The sequence below is a fragment of the Kitasatospora sp. NPDC090091 genome (assembly GCF_044747365.1).
In the GTDB taxonomy this organism is placed as follows: Bacteria; Actinomycetota; Actinomycetes; order Streptomycetales; family Streptomycetaceae; genus Kitasatospora.
Genome location: NZ_JBIVDY010000002.1, coordinates 1 through 18,888, shown reverse-complemented (window position 1 = coordinate 18,888; position 18,888 = coordinate 1). Strand labels below are relative to the sequence as shown.

Genomic DNA, 18,888 nt, shown 5'->3' with positions numbered 1-18,888 from the left:
GCCGCCGTGGGGGAGCCTCGATTCGGGAGAGGACGGCGCCGGCATGGGCTGGGTAGACGACTGGAGTGCGCAGGCCGCCTGCCGCACTAGTGATCCGGACGAACTTTTCGTCCAGGGGGCGGCGCAGAACCGCGCCAAGGCGGTGTGCAGCGGGTGCCCCGTCCGTACGGAGTGCCTGGCGGATGCGCTGGACAACCGGGTGGAGTTCGGGGTCTGGGGTGGGATGACGGAGCGCGAGCGCCGGGCGCTGCTGCGCCGCCGGCCGACGGTGATCTCGTGGCGGCGGCTGCTGGAGACGGCCCGCACCGAGTACGAGGAGTCCCTCGCGACCGGCGTGATACTGACGGACTACGCCCAGGCCGGCTGAGCCGCCACGGGCCGGGCCCCGACGGGCCGGTCCGCCACGGCCGATGCCGTCACGGCCGAAGCCGGAACAGGCCGAGCCGCCTTCGGCTCCGCGCGCCCGACCGGGCGTCACGGTGCGGCGCCACCAATGTGAAGTGCCGCCGCTACGAGGTGCCGCCGCTACGAAGCGCCGCCGCTGAGCCGCTCGCCGATGGTCCGCAGCCCGTCCAGGTCGTGGACGTCCCCGGGCAGTGCGGCGACCTCGACGATCGGCACGTCCGGGTAGACGGAGACGAAGCGGTCACGGGTACGGCGCTCCCGCGCCATGATCTGCATCCGCTCGGCGTGCAGCCGCAGCAGCCCGGCCGCGAGCAGCTCGGCCTCGGGGGAGGAGTTCTCCGAGCCGTTCTCCTCCAGCGCCTCGGCCGCCGCCAGCGCGCGCTCCGCGGTGAGCTGGGGAGCGCCCGTCCCGTGCACCCGGTTGAGCACCAGCCCGGCCAGCGGCATGCGGTCGGCCGCCAGCCGGTCGACGAAGTACGCCGCCTCGCGCAGCGCGTCCCGCTCGGGCGCGGCCACCACCAGGAACGCCGTGCCCGGCGCCTTCAGCAGCTGGTACGTCCGGTCGGCGCGCTCGCGGAAGCCGCCGAACATCGAGTCCATCGCGCTGACGAAGGTCTGCACGTCCGTCAGCAGCTGGGCGCCGAAGATCTTGCCCAGGGTGCCGGTGAACAGGCCCATCCCGACGTTGAGGAACTTCATCGCGCTGCGCCCGCCGACCTTGGCCGGCGCGGTCAGGATCCGGATCACCTTGCCGTCCAGGAAGGACCCGAGCCGGTTCGGCGCGTCCAGGAAGTCCAGCGCGGAGCGGGACGGCGGGGTGTCGACGATGATGAGGTCCCACTCCTCGGCCGCACGGAGCTGGCCGAGCTTCTCCATCGCCATGTACTCCTGGGTGCCCGCGAACCCGGCCGACAGCGACTGGTAGAACGGGTTCTCCATGATCGCCCGGGCCCGCTCGGGCTCGGCGTGGGCCAGCACGACCTCGTCGAAGGTCCGCTTCATGTCGAGCATCATGGCCTGGAGCTCGCCCTCGCCGGTCACGCCCTTGACCACCCGCGGGGTGTTGTCCAGCTCGGACAGCCCCATCGACTGCGCCAGTCGGCGGGCCGGGTCGATGGTCAGCACGACGACCTTGCGGCCGCGTTCGGCGGCGCGCAGCCCGAGCGCCGCGGCGGTGGTGGTCTTGCCGACGCCTCCCGAGCCGCAGCAGACGATGATCCTGGTCTTCGGGTTGTCGATCAGCTCGTCCACCGCGAGCCGGCTCCCCGTGCCCCGCACGCCGTTCACCCGGCCACTGCTCCCCTGACCGCCGTTCTCCCGGACACCGCTCCTGCGGCCACTGTTCTCCCGGCTGCCGGCCGCCCGGCCGCCGCTCTCCCCGTGGTCGCTCACGCCGCCCCCTGACGCTTCAGCTCGCCCGCCAGCCGGTACAGCCCGCCGAGGTCCACACCCTCGCCCAGCAGCGGAAGTTCGTACGTCGGGAGCTTCAGCTGCTGCAGGTCGGCACGCTGCTCGCGCTCCAGCTCCACCCGCTCCGCGTGCTCCCGAGCCTGGTCCAGCAGCGGGTCGATCAGCGGGTCCACCGCCGCCCGGACGGTCTCCGCCTTGCGCGAGCGCCCGCCCAGGCCGGCCTCGCCGAGGGCCAGCGCGACCTGCTCGCGGTGGTCGCCGTCGACCGCCGCCACCGCCGCCGCGTCCAGGACCGGGGGCCGGACCATGTTCACCATGACCCCGCCCACGGGGAGCGCGGCCTCGCGCAGCTCGGCGAAGCCGTCGACCGTCTCCTGCACCGGCATCTCCTCCAGCAGGGTGACCAGGTGCACCGCGGTCTCGGGAGACTTCAGCACCCGCATCACGGCCTGCGCCTGCGTATGTATCGGGCCGATCCGGGCCAGCCCGGCCACCTCGGAGTTCACGTTCAGGAACCGGGTGAGCCGGCCGGTCGGCGGCGCGTCCATCACGACGGCGTCGTACGCCCGCCGCCCGTCCGGGCCCTTGCGCCGGGCCGCCTCGCAGGCCTTGCCGGTGAGCAGGACGTCCCGGACGCCGGGCGCGATGGTGGTCGCGAAGTCGACGAAGCCGACCTTCTGCAGGGCCTTGCCGGCCCGGCCGAGCTTGTAGAACATCTCCAGGTATTCGAGCAGCGCCTGCTCGGTGTCGATGGCCAGGGCGAACACCTCGCCGCCGGCGGCCCCGCTCCCGGAGCCGGCGCCGGGCAGCCCCAGCTGGGCGCGCGAGACCGAGGCGATCCTGCGCTCCTCGTACGGCAGCGCGGAGATCCCGAAGAGCTCGGCGATGCCCTGGCGGCCCTCCACCTCGATCAGCAGGGTCCGCCGGCCCTCGGCGGCCAGCGCCAGTGCCAGTGCCGCGGCCAGGGTGGTCTTCCCGGTGCCGCCCTTGCCGCTGACCACGTGCAGCCGTACGCCCTCCCAGTCGGGGTCGCGCCGGGCCGCCTCCTGGCCGGGGGTGCGTGTCACGCTCCGTCTCCGTCCGTCTCCGAGGGCCGGCACCGCTCAGGTGCCCTCCCGCGAGGGTAACCAGGGACCGCGCCGGATGCCGGGAGCATCGGGGGGACCAGGGCTGAATCATGCCCGGTTTGTGGGCCACCTCACACGCCGGACCGCGGGCCGCGCCGCTGGCGGGGGCCGCTCGTCTAGAGTCTGGCCATGACCAAGTGGGAATACATGACGGCGCCCCTGCTCGTGCACGCGACGAAGCAGATCCTGGACAACTTCGGCGAGGACGGCTGGGAGCTCGTCCAGGTCGTGCCGGGCCCGAACCCGGAGCAGCTGGTGGCCTACTTCAAGCGGGAGAAGAACGCATGAGCAAGGTCGAGGAGAAGCTCGCCGAGCTGGGCCTGACGCTGCCGCCGGTGGCCGCTCCGGTCGCCGCCTACGTCCCGGCCCTGCGGACGGGTGAGTTCGTCTTCACCTCCGGCCAGCTGCCGATGGTGGGCGGCAAGCTGCCGACCACCGGCAAGGTCGGCGCCGAGGTCACCCAGGAGGAGGCCAAGGAGCTCGCGCAGACCTGCGCGCTCAACGCGCTGGCCGCCGTGAAGTCGGTGATCGGCGACCTGGATCTGATCGAGCGGGTCGTGAAGGTGGTCGGCTTCGTCGCCTCCGCCCCGGACTTCACCGGTCAGCCCGCCGTGATCAACGGCGCCAGCGAGCTGCTCGGCCAGGTGCTGGGCGAGGCCGGTGTGCACGCCCGCAGCGCGGTCGGCGTCACCGTGCTGCCGCTGGACGCCCCGGTCGAGGTCGAGCTGCAGGTCCGGATCAAGGCCGACGTCTGACCGCGGCGCCTGGGCGCCGACGCTTGAGCACCGACGCTTGAGCACCGCCCCGTGACCGGGCCGTGACTGCGGGCCCCGACTGCGGGCCCCGATTGCGGGCCGGTGGAAGAGCGGGCAGTCGATCACGAGGCGGGGTTGGCCCTTCCAACCCCGCCTCCGTGCGCTTAGCATCCGGGGCATGGACCATCGAGCAACGACGCTCCCGATGCCGCCCGGCTGGCCTGCCCGGATCCGGGGGGTCGAGTCCGGCGAGCTGACCCCGCCGGTGCCCAAGCCCGCCGCCACCGTGGTGCTGTTGCGGGACGCGGCGAACGGGCCCGAGGCCTACCTGCTGCGCCGGCGCACCTCGATGGCCTTCGCCGCCGGCATGTACGCCTACCCGGGCGGCGGCGTGGACCCGCGCGACGCCGAGGCCGAACTCGGCTGGGTCGGCCCCGGCCCCCAGGAGTGGGCCGAGCGGCTCGGGGTGGACGCCGGGACCGCGCAGGCCGTGGTCTGCGCCGCCGTCCGCGAGACCTTCGAGGAGGCCGGCGTCCTGCTGGCCGGCCCCGATGCGGAGAGCACCGCGGAACCGCGGGACTGGAGCGCCGAGCGCGCCGCCCTGGAGGCCCACGAACTCTCCTTCGCCGACTTCCTGCGCAAGCACGGCCTGCTGCTCCGCAGCGACCTGCTGGCCGGCTGGGCCCGCTGGGTCACCCCGGAGTTCGAGGAGCGCCGGTACGACACCTGGTTCTTCGTGGCCGCCCTGCCGCCGGGCCAGCGGGCCGCGCTGGAGGTCGGCGAGGCCGACCGGGTCACCTGGCTCACCCCGGCCGAGGCGGTCCGGGGCCGCGAGGAGGGCCGGTTCGGCATGCTGCCGCCCACCGTCACGGTGCTGCGCGAGCTGATGCCGGTGCAGAGCGCCGCCGAGGCGCTGCGGGCGGCCGCGGGCCGTTCGCTCGAACCGATCCTCGGCCGGGCCGAGGTCCGGGGCGACCGCATGACGGTTCGCTGGGCCGGGTACGACGAGCTGACCATCGATGGACACTTCCCCGCGGACGACTGACCTCCCCCCGGACGCGGTGCGGTCGCCGGGGCCGACGGATCACCCCGGCACCGACGACCGCTGCACCGAAGACCACCGACACCACCGAACATCACCGACACCAGCGACAACGCCGACAACGCCGACAACGCCGACAACGCCGACCGACCCGAGGAAGGACCGACGCCCGATGACCCACAACGACGTGGCTCGCCGGACGGCGCGCGAGATGCCCGCCCGCAGCCTGTCCCCGCACGCCCCCGCCTGCGATTCCGCCCCCGTCCCCTTCACCGAGGTGGCGCAGCGCGCGATCGTCCGGGCCCTCCCACTGCGCATGTTGCACCGCTCCAGCGAGGGCGGCCGGTGAGCGGTCTCCTGCCGGGTGACCCCGCCGCCGGCATCGGCGGCGAGGCCACCCCCCGGGCGGTCTGCGTCCTGGCGCCGAACCCGTCGCCGATGACGTTGGACGGCACCAACACCTGGCTGCTCTCCGAGCCCGGCTCGGACCTCGCGGTGGTGATCGACCCGGGCCCGCTGCACGAGGGCCACCTGCGCCGGGTGATCGAGACCGCCGAGCAGCAGGGCAAGCGCGTCGCGCTGACCCTGCTCACGCACGGCCACGCCGACCACTCCGAGGGCGCCGCCCGGTTCGCCGAGCTCACCCGGACCGAGGTCCGCGCGCTGGACCCGGCACACCGGCTCGGCTCCGAGGGCCTCACCGACGGTCAGCGGCTGGACGTCGGCGGCCTGGACCTGCGGGTGGTCGCGACCCCGGGCCACACCTCCGACTCGCTCACCTTCCACCTGCCGGCCGACGGCGCGATCCTCACCGGGGACACCGTCCTCGGCCGCGGCACCACGATGGTCGCCCACCCCGACGGCCGGCTCGGCGACTACCTGGACTCGCTGCGCCACCTGCACACCATGGCCGCCGAGCACGGCGTCCGGACCGTGCTGCCCGGCCACGGGCCGGTGCTCGCGGACGCGCTGGGCGCCGTCGACTACTACCTCGCGCACCGGGCGGGCCGGCTGGCCCAGGTCGAGACGGCCGTCGAGGCGGGCTGCCGGACGGCGCACGAGGTGGTGGCCCGGGTCTACGCGGACGTGGACCGCGCACTCTGGCCGGCGGCCGAGCTGTCGGTCCTGGCCCAGCTCCAGTACCTGGAGGAGCACGGGCTGATCTGACCGCCCCGGGCCCGCTCGGTGCGGCGCGCCCACCTGCGCGGACGGGTGTCGTCCAGGCATGCGCGAGGGCCCGCACACCGGGTGGTGTGCGGGCCCTCGCGGTGGACCGGTCGGCCGCTGGGAGACGGCCGGAGGCCGCAGGCCGATGGCCGGACGCGGACGGGGTGCGGTTAGCGCGAACGGCGGGAGAGCCGCTCGACGTCCATCAGGACCACGGCGCGCGCCTCCAGCTTCAGCCAGCCGCGGCCGGCGAAGTCGGCAAGCGCCTTGTTGACCGTCTCGCGGGAGGCGCCGACCAGCTGGGCCAGCTCCTCCTGGGTGAGGTCGTGGGCGACGTGGATGCCCTCGTCGGACTGCACGCCGAAGCGGCGGGAGAGGTCCAGCAGGGCCTTGGCGACGCGCCCGGGCACGTCGGAGAAGACCAGGTCGGACATCACGTCGTTGGTCCGGCGGAGGCGGCGGGCGATGGCCCGCAGCAGCGCGATCGACACCTCGGGCCGGGCGTGCAGCCAGGGCTGGAGGTCACCGTGGCCGAGGCCGAGCAGCTTGACCTCGGTCAGCGCGCTGGCGGTGGCGGTGCGCGGGCCCGGGTCGAACAGCGACAGCTCGCCGATCATCTCGCTGGGGCCGAGGACGGCGAGCATGTTCTCGCGGCCGTCCGGCGAGGCGCGGTGCAGCTTGACCTTGCCCTCGGCGACGACGTAGAGCCGGTCGCCGGGGTCGCCCTCGTGGAACAGCGACTCACCGCGGGCGAGGGTGACCTCGGTCATGGAAGCGCGCAGCTCGCCGGCCTGTTCGTCGTCGAGTGCCGCGAAGAGTGCGGCGCGCCGCAGAACGTCGTCCACGTGCTTCCTCCTTCTCGGCCGCCCGGCGATCAAGCCGGCCGGCGCAAGTTCCGTACAGTGCTCTGCATCACCAAGCATGGCGCATGTCGCTCCGATCATATGAGGAGGGGGTGCGCCGAGGTGTGCTGCGCGGGGCCATTCGTACCGCCGGCCGGGCCCTTGCGGAGGGCCGGCGGACGCCGGATTCAGCCGGTTCCGCCCGGATTCAGACGGTGGGGCGCGCCGGGTCGAGCAGTGCGTCGGCGACGGCGGTCCGGGCGTAGAGGACGGCGTGGCCGGCCCGGTGGGCGCTGGTCAGTCCGGCCGCACGCAGGGCGGTGAGGTGCTGGGACACCCCGGCGGCGGAGAGCCCGGTCCGGCGGGCCAGCTCGGTGGTGGAGGCGGGCGAGTCCAGTTCGGCCAGCAGCCGGGCCCGGGAGCGGCCGAGCACGGCGGCGAGCGCACCGGCGTGCTCGTCGGAGCCGGCGCCCGGGCGGCGCTCCCACAGCGCGGCGGTGCCGCGGGCCGGGTAGGCGAGCTGCGGCGGGTCCGGCGGCAGCGAGCGGGTCAGGACGCGCGGCCGGGCGAAGGCGGACGGCACCAGCAGCAGTCCCTCCGCGGCGTCGATCCGCTCGACCGCGCAGTGCCGCTGCTCCAGCCGCAGCGCGCCGCCGTCCCAGCGGACCGTCTCGTGCAGGTCGTCGAGGACCCGCGCGGTGCCGTGTTCGACGGCCTGCCGGGCCCGGTGGAAGACGTCCGCCTCCAGGACCGCGCGGATCCGGGCCCAGTACGGGGCGAGCGCCAGCTCCCAGTACGCCTCGATCTCGGCGACCACCCGGGGCAGCTGGCCCGCCGGGTCCCGGTACAGCGGGCCGAGCCGGGCCGGCAGCCGTCCGCCGTGCTCCGCCGCGACGTGGTCGAGGTCGGTCCGCACCTGCTCGGCGGCGGTGGCGCCGATCGCGGCCAGCTCGTCGGCGAGCGCGGGGGAGGGGCCGGTCGGCGTCGGGTTCAGGAAGTCGGGCAGGTGGCCGGTGGCCGGGACCATCGCGGCGAGCCGACCGCAGTCCAGCCCGGCGGCGGCCAGCCGGGGCCGGACCTGCTCGGCCCAGCGGCGGTGCAGGGCGGGCGCGGGCGCGTGGGCCAGGGCCCGGAGGCTGGTCACCACCTCCCACATGGGGGAGACGGCGAACCGGGTCTGGGCCAGGTCGTTCGCCGAGAACGCCAGCTCGGTCCGCATTGACGCGCTCCTCCTGTGTCCCTGTTCCCAGGTCCGGGCGCCGGGGGTCGGGGGCGGATGATTCGGCCTCAGCTTAATCAATGGAGGTGGGTGCCGCGTCGGGCGCAGGATTCAGACCAGGGCCGGTCCGGCAGCCCCGCACCCGCCGCAGGCCCGAGCTTGCCGCAGCCCCGCACCTGCCGCAGGCCCGAGCCCGCAGACCGAAGCGCTCGCAGATGCGCGACACCCGCAGCCCCGCTCCATCCGCAGACCCGAAAGACGGTGACCCCGCATGTCCACTGACGCCACCCTCCCCACCACGAAGCTCCGCGAGCACGCCCTGCGGCTGCGGGAGCTGGTGGCCGACGGCGTGCTCGTCCTGCCGAACGCCTGGGACGCCGGCAGCGCCGCCGTGATCGCCTCGGCCGGCGCGGCCGCCGTCGCCACCACCAGCGGCGGCGTCTCCTGGTCGCTCGGCCGCGGCGACGGCCAGCAGCTCGGCCGGGAGGACATGGCGGCGGTGGCCCGCCGGATCACCGCGGCCGTCGACCTGCCGGTCACCGTCGACGCCGAGGGCGGCTACGGCCCGAAGCCGGCCGATGTCGCCGACACCGTCCGGGCGCTGGTCGCGGCGGGCGCGGCCGGCGTCAACCTGGAGGACTCGGCGGCCCCCGGCGGACCGCTCTTCCCGGTGGCCGAGCAGGCCGCCCGGCTGCGCGCGGCCCGGGAGGCGGCCGCCGAGGCGGGCCTGCCGGAGCTGGTGGTCAACGCCCGGACGGACGTCTTCCTCTTCGGGCTGGGCGGCCTGGACGACGTGCTGGCCCGCGCGGAGGCGTATGCGGAGGCCGGCGCGGACGGTCTCTTCGTCCCCGGCCTGCTGGATCTCGACGTGCTGGCCCGGCTGACCGCCGCCACCTCGCTGCCGGTGAACGCGATGGCGGTGGCGGGCGGTCCGGGCGTCGCCGAACTCGCGGCCGCCGGGGTGAGGCGGATCAGCGTCGGCACCGGCCTGGCGCAGGCCGCGTACACCGCCGCCCGGCGGGCCGCCGCCGAGCTGCTGGGCGCGGGCACGCTGGCGGAGCTGGACGGTTCGCTCGGCTTCGGCGAGCTGGACGCGCTCTACCGCCGCTGACGGTCGCCCGCGGGGTCTGCGGCCGTCGCAGGGCGGTGGGCCGAGGGCGGCGAGGCCCGGCGCGCCGCCTACGCCTCCGGGTGCCCGGCCGGCTCGCCCGGCGCCGGATCGGGCAGCCCGGCGAGCGGCCCCGCCCCTGCGGGCATCCCGAGGACGCGCCGCATCGCCCGCCGGGCGCGCCCGGCCGCGGCGCCGTCCCGGTACAGCCGCCGGGCGTGGTTGAGCGCGAGCACCTGTCCGGTGAGCTCGAACACCAGCTGCTCGGCGTCCGGCTCGCCGGGCAACTGCCCGGCGGCGATCGCCAGCTCGGCCTGCCGCCGCAGCTCGCGTTGCCAGACGGCGTTCTTGGCGGCGACGGCGGAGCGGACCGGGCCGCTCTCCCGGTCGTCGAACTCGGCGGTGACGGTGGTGAAGAAGCAGCCGCCCGGCAGCAGGTCGCGCTCCAGGTAGGAGACCCAGGCCTCGCACTGGGCGAGCAGCCGGGGCAGCCCGGGAGCCGCGCCGGCAGCGTCCGCCCGGCGCACCACCTCGCGGACGAAGAGCGCCACCGCCTCGTCGACGACGGCGAGCTGCAGGCTCTCCTTGGTGCCGAAGTGGCCGAGCACGCCGGACTTGCTCATCGCCAGGTCCGCGGCGAGCCGCCCGATGGTCAGGCCCTCCAGCCCCTCGACCGAGGCGAGGTCCAGGCCCCGGCGCAGGATCGCGGTTCGGGTCCGGCGGGTGTCGGCGACGGATCTTCTGGGGCTCACCGCGCCAGTGTATCCAGCGCCGACCATTTAGCGTCCGACCGTTCGGACGCTATAGTCGCCGGCGTGACACCCCGTCATGCGTGACGCCACCCGCGTAAGGAGCAGGCATGCCCGGTTCCCGTATCACCGCCCTGGGCCACTACCAGCCCGCGAAGGTCCTCACCAACGACGACCTCTCCGGGACGGTCGACACCAGCGACGAGTGGATCCGGCAGCGGACGGGCATCGTCACCCGCCGGATCGCCGAGACCGAGTCCGTCACGGACCTGGCCGCGGCCGCGGCGGCCAAGGCACTCGCCTCGTCCGGCCTGGCCCCCGACGAGATCGACATGGTGGTGGTCGCCACCTGCTCGGCGATGGACCGCTGCCCGAGCATCGCCACCCAGGTCGCCGGCCGGCTGGGCGTCCCCGCGGCCGTCGGCTTCGACGTCAACAACGGCTGCGCGGGCTTCTGCACCGCGCTGGCCACCGCCGACCACGCGCTCCGGGCCGGCGCCGCCCGGCACGCCCTGGTGATCGGTGCGGAGAAGATGAGCGACGTCACCGACTGGACCGACCGCTCCACCTGCGTCCTGCTCGGCGACGGCGCCGGTGCGGCGGTCCTCGGCCACGATCCGACCGGCGGGGGCGTCGGTCCCGTGGTCTGGGGCTCCGACCCGACCCGGGGACACGCCGTCCGGCTGGACGACGGCTGGCAGCCCCGGTTCCGCCAGGAGGGGCAGACCGTGTTCCGCTGGGCCACCACCGCCCTCGTCCCGATCGCCGAGGAGGCCTGCCGCCGGGCCGGCATCACCCCGGCCGAGCTCGGCGTCGTGGTCACCCACCAGGCCAACCTGCGGATCGTCGAGGCCATCACCCGGCGGCTCGGCGCCGACCGGGCCGTCGTCGCCCGCGACGTCGTCGACTCCGGCAACACCTCCGCCGCGTCCGTCCCGCTCGCCCTCGCCAAGCTGGTCGAGCGCGGCGAGGCCCCCAGCGGCGCCCCCGCCCTCCTCCTCGGCTTCGGCGGCGGCCTCTCCTGGGCCGGCCAGGTCGTCACCTGCCCCTGAACCGCCGCCTCCGGCACACTCGGCGCCCCTGCACAAGGGGGTCTTGTGAACGGTCATGAAGTGCTCCCGGCCGTCGAGCGGGCGGCGTAGCCTTCGGGCATGGCAGAGAGCAAGGTCCGGAAGGCCGCGGAGCCGGAGCCGGCCGCGAAGAAGCCGGCCGTGAAGAGCGTGGCCGTGAAGAGCGCGGCCGAGAAGAAGGCGGCCGTGAAGAAGCCGGCGGCGAGCAGGGCGGCTGTGAGGCCGGGGAAGCCGGAGACGCATCTGGGCATGGTCCGCAGGGCGCGGAGGATCAACCGGGAGCTCGCGGAGCTGTATCCGTACGCGCACCCGGAGCTGGACTTCGGCAACCCCTTCGAGCTGCTGGTGGCGACGGTGCTGTCGGCCCAGACCACCGACCTCCGGGTGAACCGGACGACGCCGGCGCTGTTCGCCAAGTACCCGACGCCGGAGGACATGGCGGCGGCGGTGCCGGAGGAGCTGGAGGAGGTCATCCGGCCGACCGGTTTCTTCCGGGCCAAGGCGAAGTCGCTGATCGGGCTCTCGATCGCGCTGCGGGACAACTTCGGCGGGGAGGTGCCCGGCCGGCTGGAGGACCTGGTCACGCTGCCCGGCGTCGGGCGCAAGACCGCCAACGTGGTGCTGGGCAACGCCTTCGGCGTGCCGGGGATCACCGTGGACACCCACTTCGGGCGCTTGGCGCGGCGGTTCGGCTGGACCGCCGAGGAGGACCCGGAGAAGGTCGAGGCGGCCGTGGCCGAGATCTTCCCGAAGTCCGAGTGGACGATGCTCTCCCACCGCGTGGTCTTCCACGGCCGGCGGATCTGCCACTCCCGCAAGCCGGCCTGCGGGGCCTGCCCGGTCGCGCCGCTCTGCCCGTCCTACGGGGAGGGCGAGATCGATCCGGAGAAGGCGAAGAAGCTCCTCAAGTACGAGATGGGCGGGCAGCCCGGCCAGCGGCTGCGGCCGCCGGCCGACTTCCCGGGCGAGGCGGCGGCGCGGGCCGACGCCGCCGCGCACCACGGCGAGGTCGCGGACATGGCGGTGGCCGGATGACGCTGCGGAGCAACGGGGGGCAGCCGGAGGCGCCGGCCCGTCAGGTGGAGCGGGACGGCCTGCCGTCCTGGCTGGAGCCCGTCCGGGACGCCGCAGAGCGGGTCCTGCCCGAGCAGCTGAGCCGATTCCTCCCGCCCGCCGAGGGCGGCCGGGCCGCCGCCGTCCTGATGCTCTTCGGCGAGGGCGCCGCCGGACCGGACCTGCTGCTGATCGAGCGGGCCCGGTCGCTGCGCTCGCACGCCGGCCAGCCGTCCTTCCCCGGCGGCGCGCTGGACCCGGAGGACGGCGACCCCGGCGGGCCCGGCCCGGTCGCGGCGGCGCTGCGCGAGGCCTGGGAGGAGACCGGCGTGGACCCGGCCGGGGTGCAGGTCTTCGCCACACTGCCCGCCCTCTACATCCCGGTCAGCCGCTTCGTGGTGACCCCGGTGCTCGGCTGGTGGCGCGAGGAGTCGCCGGTCCGGCCGGTGGACGCGGGCGAGACCGGTGCGGTGTTCCGGGTGCCGATCGCCGAGCTCACCGACCCGGCCAACCGGGCCCGGCTGCGGCACCCCTCCGGCCACCTCGGCCCCGCCTTCGAGGTCGGCGGTCGGCTGGTCTGGGGCTTCACCGCCGGGGTGATCGACCGGGTACTGCACCACAGTGGTCTGGAGCTGCCCTGGGACGTCTCCCGGACGCTCGACCTCTCCGAGGAGGCGATCGAACTGGCGCAGGGCGGCGACCGCGGCCGCGCCGGTTCGCTGTCGGGCGGCGACGCCGGGTCGCCGTGATCACGCGACGCGGGGGCGCCGTGTTCGCGCGACGCCGGGTCGCCGCGGTCGCGGGTCGGGCTGCTCAGGGGGCCGTGGCCGTCCGTCGGGAAGGCCGCGGTTCCCCGGCCCTGCGCCGTCGTGGCCCGGGAACGGGGGCCGCCCGTCGGCGCGGGCGCCCCGCCGGGCGTGGGAGGGTGTTCGGGTGAACGTCCTGGATCTGCTGCTGATCGCCGCCGCCGTGGGATTCGCCGTGTCCGGCTACCGGCAGGGCTTCGTGGTCGGCGTGATGTCGGTCCTCGGCTTCCTCGGCGGCGGCCTGATCGCCGTCCAACTGCTGCCGCTGCTGCTCGACCACCTCAGCCCGGGTACCACCGCGTCGGTGATCGCCGTCGTGGTGGTGATCGTGCTGGCGGCGATCGGCCAGGCGGTCACCACCCATTTCGGCTGGAAGCTGCGCGGCCACATCGACCGCCGCCCCGCCAAGGCCCTGGACGCGGCCGGCGGGGCCGTGGTCAACGTGATCTCGATGCTGCTGGTCGCCTGGCTGATCGGTTCGGCGCTCGCCGGAACGTCCCTGCCGACCGTCTCCAAGCAGGTCCGCAGCTCGGCGGTGCTCGGCGGGGTCCAGGACGCGCTGCCCTCCGACGCGCCCAACTGGTTCTCCGACTTCTCCAAGGTGCTCGCCCGCAACGGCTTCCCGCAGGTCTTCAACCCCTTCGAGCACGAGCCGATCACCCAGGTGGACACCCCCGACCCGGCGCTGGCCGCCAGCCCGGCGGTGGCCAGGGCGAAGCAGAGCCTGGTCAAGGTGGTCGGCACCGCCACCGCCTGCGGCAAGACGCTGGAGGGCAGCGGCTTCGTCTACGCCCCGCACCGGGTGATGACCAACGCCCACGTGGTCGGCGGCGTCGACGAGCCCACCGTGCAGATCGGCGGCGTCGGCCAGCTCTACGACGCGACCGTGGTCCGCTACGACTGGCAGCGCGACATCGCCATCCTGGACGTGCCCAAGCTGAACGCGCCGCCGCTCGCCTTCGCCGGCGAGGCCAAGACCAACGACAGCGCGATCGTGGCGGGCTTCCCCGAGAACGGCGCCTTCAACGTCCAGCCCGCCCGCATCCGCGGCCGGATCCAGGCCAACGGGCCGGACATCTACCACCGCGGCCAGGTGGTCCGGGACGTCTACTCGGTGCGCTCACTGGTCCGGCAGGGCAACAGCGGCGGCCCGCTGCTCACCCCGGACGGCCAGGTGTACGGCGTGGTGTTCGCCAAGTCGCTGGACAGTGCGGACACCGGGTACGTGCTGACCGCCGCCGAGGTGCGCGACGACGCCGTCCAGGGCAGCGCGGCGAGCGCCCGGGTGGACACCCAGGGCTGCGCGCTCTGACGCCTGCGGGCCCGGGACCGTCTGCCCGGCCGGGTCCGTCTGTCCGGCCGGGTTCGGGGCCGTCCGTTCGTCCGGGGCCGGGTGGCTCCGCCGGTCCGGTGCCGTCCGTTGGTTTGGGGCCGGGGGTGGAGCCCGCCGGTCCGGTGCCGTCCGGTGGGCGGGTGCGGCGCGGGCCTCAGGTGTCGCGCCGCAGGCGCGCGCCCACCCAGCGGGCGCGCCGGCCCAGGATGCGCGGGATGCCGAGCTGCCGTTGCCCCGTGCGCTGACGGCGGTCCAGGCCGTCGTATCCGAGGTCGTCCGCCCAGTCGGGGCGGTGTCCGGACCTCTGCGAGCTGTTGTGGCGTCGGCCGCGCGGAGCGCCGCCGCGATCGGGCATCCAGGTCATACCGCAATGGATGCCCCTGGGCCGGTCGGGGTAATCGCTCGCGGCGGCGCCAACTTGGCCTATGCGTTTGTCATATGAACGCAAGATCAAGGGAGTTGGGGCCTTTGGCCTCTGGAAGGAACGTACCCGCGACGCCCCTCCGTCCGCCGTCCGAGTGCCCCGGCCGCCCGGCGCTCCGCCCCGGCACGCCGGCCGGGGCCGCCGCCAGGGTGGGCTCCCGGCTGGGCGGCCGCGGCGTTCAGTCCTTGTGCCGGCCGATCCAGTCCAGCAGCTCGGCCGTGAACTCCTCCGGCGCCTCCTCGTGCGGGAAGTGCCCGATCCCCGGCATCAGCCGCCAGCGGTACGGCGCGGCCACGTACTCGCCGCCGCCGAGCGCGGTGTGCGAGAGCAGCACCGGGTCCGCCGCGCCCTGGACGTGCAGGGTCGGGGCGGTGATCGGCTTCTTCATGCGGCGGGCGAACTGGATGCCGTCTGGGCGGGCCATCGAGCGCAGCAGCCAGCGGTACGGCTCGATCGAGCAGTGCGCGGTGCTGGGGATCTGGATCGCCTGCCGGTACGCCGCGACCGCGGCCCGGTCCAGCTGGTTGCGGCCGGTCCAGGCGTCCAGGTAGCGGCCGACCAGCTCGCCGTCGTCGGCGACCAGCCGGCGTTCCGGTATCCACGGCCGCTGGAAGCCCAGCACGTGCTCGAAGGCGGCCATCTGGCGGCGGTCGGTCAGCAGCGCCCGGCGCAGGTCGCGCGGGTGCGCGGCGGAGACCACGGTGAGGCTCTGGATCACCGAGGGGCGCATCACCGCCGCCACCCAGGAGAGCGTGCCGCCCGAGGCGTGGCCGACCAGGTGGGCGCGGTTCTCCCCGAGCGAGCGGATCACCCCGGTGATGTCCAGCGCGAGGTTGCCCGGGTCGTAGCCGCGCGGGGTGCGGTCGCTGCCGCCGATGCCCCGCAGGTCGAGCGCGACCGCCCGGTAGCCGGCCTCGGCGAGCGCGGTCAGCTGGTGGCGCCAGGCCCACCAGTACTCCGGCCAGCCGTGGACCAGCAGCACCAGCGGCCCCTCGCCCAGCTCGGCGATGTGGAAGCGGGCCCCGTTCGCGGCCAGGTCGCGGTGCGTCCAGGGGCCCGCCTGGCGGATGTCCCAGGCGGGCGCGGGCGCGGCCGACAACGGGTCGCCGCCGTCGGCGAGCGCGGTCGCGCCGTCGGGCGCCTCGTCGGGCGCCTCGTCGACGGCATCCCGGTCGACGGCGTCCCGGTCGACGGTGTCCCGACCGCTCGTGCGGTCGGGACCGGAGTCGGCGGACGGCTGCGCAGGCAGGTGCTTCTGGTCGAGCGGCATACCGAGAGCGTGTCACATCCGTGCGCCGGACACGCGCCCGGCACTCGGTCTCGGAGCGTCCGCGCGCTCCGCGGGGTCGTCCGTCCTTACGGGATGCGGCCGAGGGCCCGGTCGATCTCCTCCTTGGTGGCGGGGCGCGGCCGGGCGTTCTTCAGCACGTCGGCGGTCTTCTGGGCACCCTCGATGGTGCGGTGCGGCTTCTCGATCCGCTTGAACGAACGCAGCGCCAGGAGCCCGAGCACCACCGCGAGCAGCAGGTAGGCACCGGCCACGATCAGGAACGACCAGCCGAGCGAGAGGCCCAGTGCGTGGATCCCGAACGCCGCCGCGGCGCTCAGCATCGGCACGGCGGCCAGCGCCACCACACCGGCGACCGTCAGCGAGGCGCCGCCGGAGACGCCGCGCTTGACGTCCGCGCGCAGCTCGGCCTTGGCCAGCGCGATCTCGTCGTGCACCAGGGCGGACAGGTCGGCGGTGGCCGCCGCGAACAGCTGCCCCACCGAACGCTCGCCCTCGTAGGGCGCCCGGCCGTTGCTGGACGGGTCTGCGGCTCCTGCGGGCATCAGCGGTTCTCCTTCTGCGGCTCTGCGGCGTACGCCGCCGGGCGGTGCGTTCTCCGGGGCCGGAGGGGGCCCGGTGGCGGCTGTGGACTGTCGACAGCTCAGAATCATGCCCCCAGCAGTCAGTCGCACACCACTCCGGGGGCCCTGCCGGAGTGGTGTGTCCCCTTGCTGCCGACGGCGCCGCGGGCCTCAGCCGGTGCCGGAACCCCGGTCCGGGCGACCCTTCGCCGAGCCCCCGGGCGTGCCCTTCGGGGAGTCCTTCGCCGGGTTGTCGGCCGGGGTCTCGGACGGGTTGTTCGGCGGGCCGTCGGCCGGGCGGTCTGGCGGGTTGCTCGCCGGGTTGTCGGCCGGGCTCCCTGACGGGTTCTCCGCCGGGTGGTCCGTCAGCTCGGCCGTCCGTTCCTGCCAGGCCGGGTCGTCCTGCTGGTAGATGTCGGGGATGCCGTCGCCGTCGAGGTCGCGCTCCTCCTCCTCGTACAGCGCCCGGTAGTGCCGGTTGCGGAGCTTGAGCAGCACGGTGGCGAGCAGGGCGCAGAGCAGCGACCCGACCAGGACGGCCGTCTTGGAGCGGTCGGCGAGCGCCGGGTAGTCCGGGAAGGCCAGCTCGCTGATCAGCAGGGAGACGGTGAAGCCGATGCCCGCCAGCACCGAGACGGCGAACATGTCCGCCCACTTGAGCTGCGGGTTCAGCTCGGCGCGGGTGAAGCGGGCGGTCAGCCAGGTGCCGCCGAAGACGCCCACGGTCTTGCCGACCAGCAGGCCGAGGATGATCCCGAGCGGGGTCGCCTGGGTGAAGACCTCGCCCAGCGCCGACCCGGAGATCGTCACGCCCGCCGAGAACAGCGCGAAGACGGGGACGGCGAACCCGGCCGAGAACGGGCGGACCAGGTGCTCGATGTGCTCACCGGGGGACTCCTGCTCGTCGCCGACCCGGTGGCAGCGCAGGATCAGACCCATCGCGACGCCCGCCACCGTGGCGTGCACGCCGCTCTCGTGCATCAGCGCCCAGGTCACGAAGGCCAACGGCACGTAGAGGTACCAGCCGTGCACCCCGCGCCGGTGCAGGAACCAGAACAGCACCAGGCCCGCGAAGGCCAGCCCGAGTGCCCAGAACTTGATGCCGGAGCTGTAGAAGATCGCGATGATCAGGATCGCGATCAGGTCGTCCACCACGGCGAGGGTGAGCAGGAAGGCGCGCAGCGCGGCCGGCAGGTGGGTGCTGATCACGGCCAGCACACCGAGCGCGAAGGCGATGTCCGTCGCGGTCGGGATCGCCCAACCGCCCGGGTGCCCGCCGCTGCCCGCGTTCACGACGGCGAACAGGATCGCCGGCAGCGCGACGCCGCAGACCGCCGCGACCACGGGGAGCAGCGCGGCGCTCGGGCTGCGCAGCTCGCCCGTCACGAACTCGCGCTTGAGCTCGATGCCGGCGACGAAGAAGAAGACCGCCAGCAGGCCGTCCTTGGCCCAGGTGGCCAGGGTGAGGTCCAGGTGGAGCGGGCCGGACGGCCCGATGGTGTAGTCGAGGACGCTGTCGTAAGCGGCGGGCCACACGTTGGCCCAGATCAGGGCCACCAGCGCGGCGGCGAGCAGCAGGATGCCGCCGACCGTCTCGGTGCGCAGGGCTTCGAGGATGAAGGTGCGCTCGGGGAGGGGCAGCCTGCCGAGGAGCTGGCGGCGTCGGTTCGTCGGCTCGTGGACGGGCGGCTGGCTGGCCACGCGAGACCTCCTGGGGCGGGGAACGGCATACGGATGCACCTGTGGTGCAGTGCCGACCAGACTTCCCGGCGCGCCCTGTGACGCTGGATCCAATGGCGTTGGATCTTGATGCGTCTTTGACAGTCTAGCCGGAAGGGCGAGATGACACCCTGATCGTCATATTTCAGGACCTAAGCCCTGGTGGCTTCTTCCGCCCCCGTACGGGCGGCTCGACGGCCCCCGAATGGAGCCGGCCGCATGCAGACGGGTGAACGCCTCCCTATCGTCGATCGCAGGCGCCGTCCGTCCGGACGGCGTGATCCTCCTCCCCTCTTTCCCTCTCCTTCTTCCCTTCTCTCTGCTGTGCTGTGCAGGCACGACCATGCCCAGACCGACCCTGCCCGACCTGCCCGACCTGCCAGGTCTGCCAGGTCTGCAGGGAGTGCCGGGCGGCCGGCCGCGTCAGCGGACCGGCGCGGGGGCCGCCCGGTCGTTCCGGCCGGTTCGGTTTCCCGCCTGGCACGGCGGTGCCCCGGGGCGGTCCTCCTGACCGCCCCGGGGCACCGTTCCGTGCAGCTCTGCGCTCAGCGCAGTTCGCAGGTCAGCCCTCGCTGCCGGCGGGTGGGAGCTGGGACTGGATCAGGCTCATCACGGTGCTGTCGGCCAGGGTGGTGGTGTCGCCGACCTCGCGGCCCTCGGCGATGTCGCGCAGCAGACGGCGCATGATCTTGCCGGAGCGGGTCTTGGGGAGCTCGCCGACGACCTTGATCTGCTTGGGCTTGGCGATCGGGCCGAGCGTCCTGCCCACGTGGGCGCGGAGTTCCTCGACGAGTTCGGGGGTCTCGGT

The 18,888-nt window shown here is 74.5% G+C and carries 20 protein-coding genes and 1 pseudogene; 11 read left to right on the top strand and 10 right to left on the bottom strand.

Annotation, left to right across the window (positions count from 1 at the left end; genetic code table 11):
* Nucleotides 1-43 precede the first annotated feature (43 nt).
* On the top strand, nucleotides 44-367 hold the full coding sequence (locus ACIPSC_RS03035; protein ID WP_030240986.1) for a WhiB family transcriptional regulator: 324 nt from the start codon (nucleotides 44-46) through the stop codon (nucleotides 365-367).
* Nucleotides 368-525: 158 nt separating this feature from the next.
* Here the strand turns inward: ACIPSC_RS03035 and ACIPSC_RS03030 are convergent, their stop codons facing one another.
* Together ACIPSC_RS03030 and ACIPSC_RS03025 are read right to left on the bottom strand one after the other, a co-directional pair.
* A complete protein-coding gene (locus ACIPSC_RS03030; protein WP_400823322.1) occupies nucleotides 526-1,692 on the bottom strand; it encodes an ArsA family ATPase in 1,167 nt (388 codons plus the stop codon).
* Between the two features lie 101 nt (nucleotides 1,693-1,793).
* Nucleotides 1,794-2,882, bottom strand: coding sequence for an ArsA-related P-loop ATPase (locus ACIPSC_RS03025; RefSeq protein ID WP_400822532.1), 1,089 nt, complete (start codon nucleotides 2,880-2,882; stop codon nucleotides 1,794-1,796).
* A 189-nt stretch (nucleotides 2,883-3,071) separates the two neighbouring features.
* Here ACIPSC_RS03025 and ACIPSC_RS03020 point away from each other — a divergent pair, with 189 nt between their 5' ends.
* The 5 genes from ACIPSC_RS03020 to ACIPSC_RS03000 all read left to right on the top strand — a co-directional run bounded on the left by ACIPSC_RS03020 (nucleotide 3,072) and on the right by ACIPSC_RS03000 (nucleotide 5,906).
* Complete coding sequence (locus ACIPSC_RS03020) at nucleotides 3,072-3,230, top strand: DUF4177 domain-containing protein (RefSeq protein ID WP_094743074.1); 159 nt, start codon at nucleotides 3,072-3,074, stop codon at nucleotides 3,228-3,230.
* On the top strand, nucleotides 3,227-3,697 hold the full coding sequence (locus ACIPSC_RS03015) for a RidA family protein (RefSeq protein ID WP_400822531.1): 471 nt from the start codon (nucleotides 3,227-3,229) through the stop codon (nucleotides 3,695-3,697). The genes ACIPSC_RS03020 and ACIPSC_RS03015 overlap by 4 nt, the downstream gene beginning before the upstream one ends.
* Before the next feature lie 178 nt (nucleotides 3,698-3,875).
* Complete coding sequence (locus ACIPSC_RS03010) at nucleotides 3,876-4,742, top strand: NUDIX hydrolase (protein ID WP_400822530.1); 867 nt, start codon at nucleotides 3,876-3,878, stop codon at nucleotides 4,740-4,742.
* Between the two features lie 169 nt (nucleotides 4,743-4,911).
* The gene (locus tag ACIPSC_RS03005; protein ID WP_400822528.1) at nucleotides 4,912-5,088 is read left to right on the top strand and encodes a hypothetical protein; all 177 of its coding nucleotides are present in this window, start codon (nucleotides 4,912-4,914) and stop codon (nucleotides 5,086-5,088) included.
* Complete coding sequence (locus ACIPSC_RS03000; protein WP_400822526.1) at nucleotides 5,085-5,906, top strand: MBL fold metallo-hydrolase; 822 nt, start codon at nucleotides 5,085-5,087, stop codon at nucleotides 5,904-5,906. Before ACIPSC_RS03005 ends, ACIPSC_RS03000 begins: the two co-directional genes overlap by 4 nt.
* A gap of 170 nt (nucleotides 5,907-6,076) precedes the next feature.
* On the opposite strand, the gene ACIPSC_RS02995 is transcribed toward ACIPSC_RS03000, so the two are convergent.
* Nucleotides 6,077-6,751 carry a Crp/Fnr family transcriptional regulator gene (locus tag ACIPSC_RS02995; protein WP_030392646.1) on the bottom strand — a complete coding sequence of 225 codons (675 nt, stop codon included), beginning with the start codon at nucleotides 6,749-6,751 and terminating at the stop codon, nucleotides 6,077-6,079.
* A 205-nt stretch (nucleotides 6,752-6,956) separates the two neighbouring features.
* The gene (locus tag ACIPSC_RS02990) at nucleotides 6,957-7,967 is read right to left on the bottom strand and encodes a DUF5937 family protein (RefSeq protein ID WP_400822524.1); all 1,011 of its coding nucleotides are present in this window, start codon (nucleotides 7,965-7,967) and stop codon (nucleotides 6,957-6,959) included.
* Nucleotides 7,968-8,238: 271 nt separating this feature from the next.
* Between ACIPSC_RS02990 and ACIPSC_RS02985 the strand changes: the two genes are divergently transcribed.
* A complete protein-coding gene (locus ACIPSC_RS02985; RefSeq protein WP_400822523.1) occupies nucleotides 8,239-9,078 on the top strand; it encodes an isocitrate lyase/phosphoenolpyruvate mutase family protein in 840 nt (279 codons plus the stop codon).
* Nucleotides 9,079-9,146: 68 nt separating this feature from the next.
* Here ACIPSC_RS02985 and ACIPSC_RS02980 read toward each other — a convergent pair whose 3' ends face one another.
* Nucleotides 9,147-9,827, bottom strand: a complete 681-nt coding sequence (locus ACIPSC_RS02980; protein ID WP_400822521.1) for a TetR/AcrR family transcriptional regulator — start codon at nucleotides 9,825-9,827, stop codon at nucleotides 9,147-9,149.
* Nucleotides 9,828-9,934: 107 nt separating this feature from the next.
* Here ACIPSC_RS02980 and ACIPSC_RS02975 point away from each other — a divergent pair, with 107 nt between their 5' ends.
* The 4 genes from ACIPSC_RS02975 to ACIPSC_RS02960 all read left to right on the top strand — a co-directional run bounded on the left by ACIPSC_RS02975 (nucleotide 9,935) and on the right by ACIPSC_RS02960 (nucleotide 14,065).
* A complete protein-coding gene (locus tag ACIPSC_RS02975) occupies nucleotides 9,935-10,876 on the top strand; it encodes a beta-ketoacyl-ACP synthase 3 (protein ID WP_400822520.1) in 942 nt (313 codons plus the stop codon).
* A 99-nt stretch (nucleotides 10,877-10,975) separates the two neighbouring features.
* Entirely contained in the window at nucleotides 10,976-11,929 is a 954-nt protein-coding gene (nth, locus tag ACIPSC_RS02970; RefSeq protein ID WP_400822518.1) for an endonuclease III, read from the top strand.
* Nucleotides 11,926-12,696, top strand: coding sequence for an NUDIX hydrolase (locus ACIPSC_RS02965; RefSeq protein WP_400822516.1), 771 nt, complete (start codon nucleotides 11,926-11,928; stop codon nucleotides 12,694-12,696). The genes nth and ACIPSC_RS02965 overlap by 4 nt, the downstream gene beginning before the upstream one ends.
* Before the next feature lie 184 nt (nucleotides 12,697-12,880).
* Complete coding sequence (locus ACIPSC_RS02960; protein WP_400822515.1) at nucleotides 12,881-14,065, top strand: MarP family serine protease; 1,185 nt, start codon at nucleotides 12,881-12,883, stop codon at nucleotides 14,063-14,065.
* Nucleotides 14,066-14,240: 175 nt separating this feature from the next.
* Here ACIPSC_RS02960 and ACIPSC_RS02955 read toward each other — a convergent pair whose 3' ends face one another.
* From ACIPSC_RS02955 to ACIPSC_RS02935, 5 genes and pseudogenes are all read right to left on the bottom strand, one after another.
* A complete protein-coding gene (locus ACIPSC_RS02955) occupies nucleotides 14,241-14,450 on the bottom strand; it encodes a hypothetical protein (protein WP_400822514.1) in 210 nt (69 codons plus the stop codon).
* A gap of 238 nt (nucleotides 14,451-14,688) precedes the next feature.
* The gene (locus tag ACIPSC_RS02950; RefSeq protein ID WP_400822512.1) at nucleotides 14,689-15,780 is read right to left on the bottom strand and encodes an alpha/beta fold hydrolase; all 1,092 of its coding nucleotides are present in this window, start codon (nucleotides 15,778-15,780) and stop codon (nucleotides 14,689-14,691) included.
* Nucleotides 15,781-15,866: 86 nt separating this feature from the next.
* Nucleotides 15,867-16,343 (bottom strand): phage holin family protein, encoded by a 477-nt coding sequence (locus ACIPSC_RS02945; RefSeq protein WP_238950438.1) that lies wholly within the window; start codon nucleotides 16,341-16,343, stop codon nucleotides 15,867-15,869.
* A gap of 189 nt (nucleotides 16,344-16,532) precedes the next feature.
* Nucleotides 16,533-18,062 (bottom strand): Na+/H+ antiporter NhaA, encoded by a 1,530-nt coding sequence (nhaA, locus tag ACIPSC_RS02940; RefSeq protein ID WP_400822511.1) that lies wholly within the window; start codon nucleotides 18,060-18,062, stop codon nucleotides 16,533-16,535.
* 580 nt (nucleotides 18,063-18,642) lie between these two features.
* A pseudogene (locus tag ACIPSC_RS02935) lies at nucleotides 18,643-18,888 on the bottom strand (acetyl-coenzyme A synthetase); the annotation flags it as partial.

Bases quoted from the DNA above. Each gene is read 5' to 3' on its own strand.
- ACIPSC_RS03020 (WP_094743074.1), top strand. From the start codon at position 3,072: ATGACCAAGTGGGAATACATGACGGCGCCCCTGCTCGTGCACGCGACG.
- ACIPSC_RS03010 (WP_400822530.1), top strand. From the start codon at position 3,876: ATGGACCATCGAGCAACGACGCTCCCGATGCCGCCCGGCTGGCCTGCC.
- ACIPSC_RS02990 (WP_400822524.1), bottom strand. From the start codon at position 7,967: ATGCGGACCGAGCTGGCGTTCTCGGCGAACGACCTGGCCCAGACCCGG.
- ACIPSC_RS02985 (WP_400822523.1), top strand. From the start codon at position 8,239: ATGTCCACTGACGCCACCCTCCCCACCACGAAGCTCCGCGAGCACGCC.
- ACIPSC_RS02965 (WP_400822516.1), top strand. From the start codon at position 11,926: ATGACGCTGCGGAGCAACGGGGGGCAGCCGGAGGCGCCGGCCCGTCAG.
- nth (WP_400822518.1), top strand. From the start codon at position 10,976: ATGGCAGAGAGCAAGGTCCGGAAGGCCGCGGAGCCGGAGCCGGCCGCG.
- ACIPSC_RS02950 (WP_400822512.1), bottom strand. From the start codon at position 15,780: ATGCCGCTCGACCAGAAGCACCTGCCTGCGCAGCCGTCCGCCGACTCC.
- ACIPSC_RS02955 (WP_400822514.1), bottom strand. From the start codon at position 14,450: ATGACCTGGATGCCCGATCGCGGCGGCGCTCCGCGCGGCCGACGCCAC.
- ACIPSC_RS02975 (WP_400822520.1), top strand. From the start codon at position 9,935: ATGCCCGGTTCCCGTATCACCGCCCTGGGCCACTACCAGCCCGCGAAG.
- ACIPSC_RS03035 (WP_030240986.1), top strand. From the start codon at position 44: ATGGGCTGGGTAGACGACTGGAGTGCGCAGGCCGCCTGCCGCACTAGT.
- ACIPSC_RS03015 (WP_400822531.1), top strand. From the start codon at position 3,227: ATGAGCAAGGTCGAGGAGAAGCTCGCCGAGCTGGGCCTGACGCTGCCG.
- ACIPSC_RS02945 (WP_238950438.1), bottom strand. From the start codon at position 16,343: ATGCCCGCAGGAGCCGCAGACCCGTCCAGCAACGGCCGGGCGCCCTAC.
- ACIPSC_RS03005 (WP_400822528.1), top strand. From the start codon at position 4,912: ATGACCCACAACGACGTGGCTCGCCGGACGGCGCGCGAGATGCCCGCC.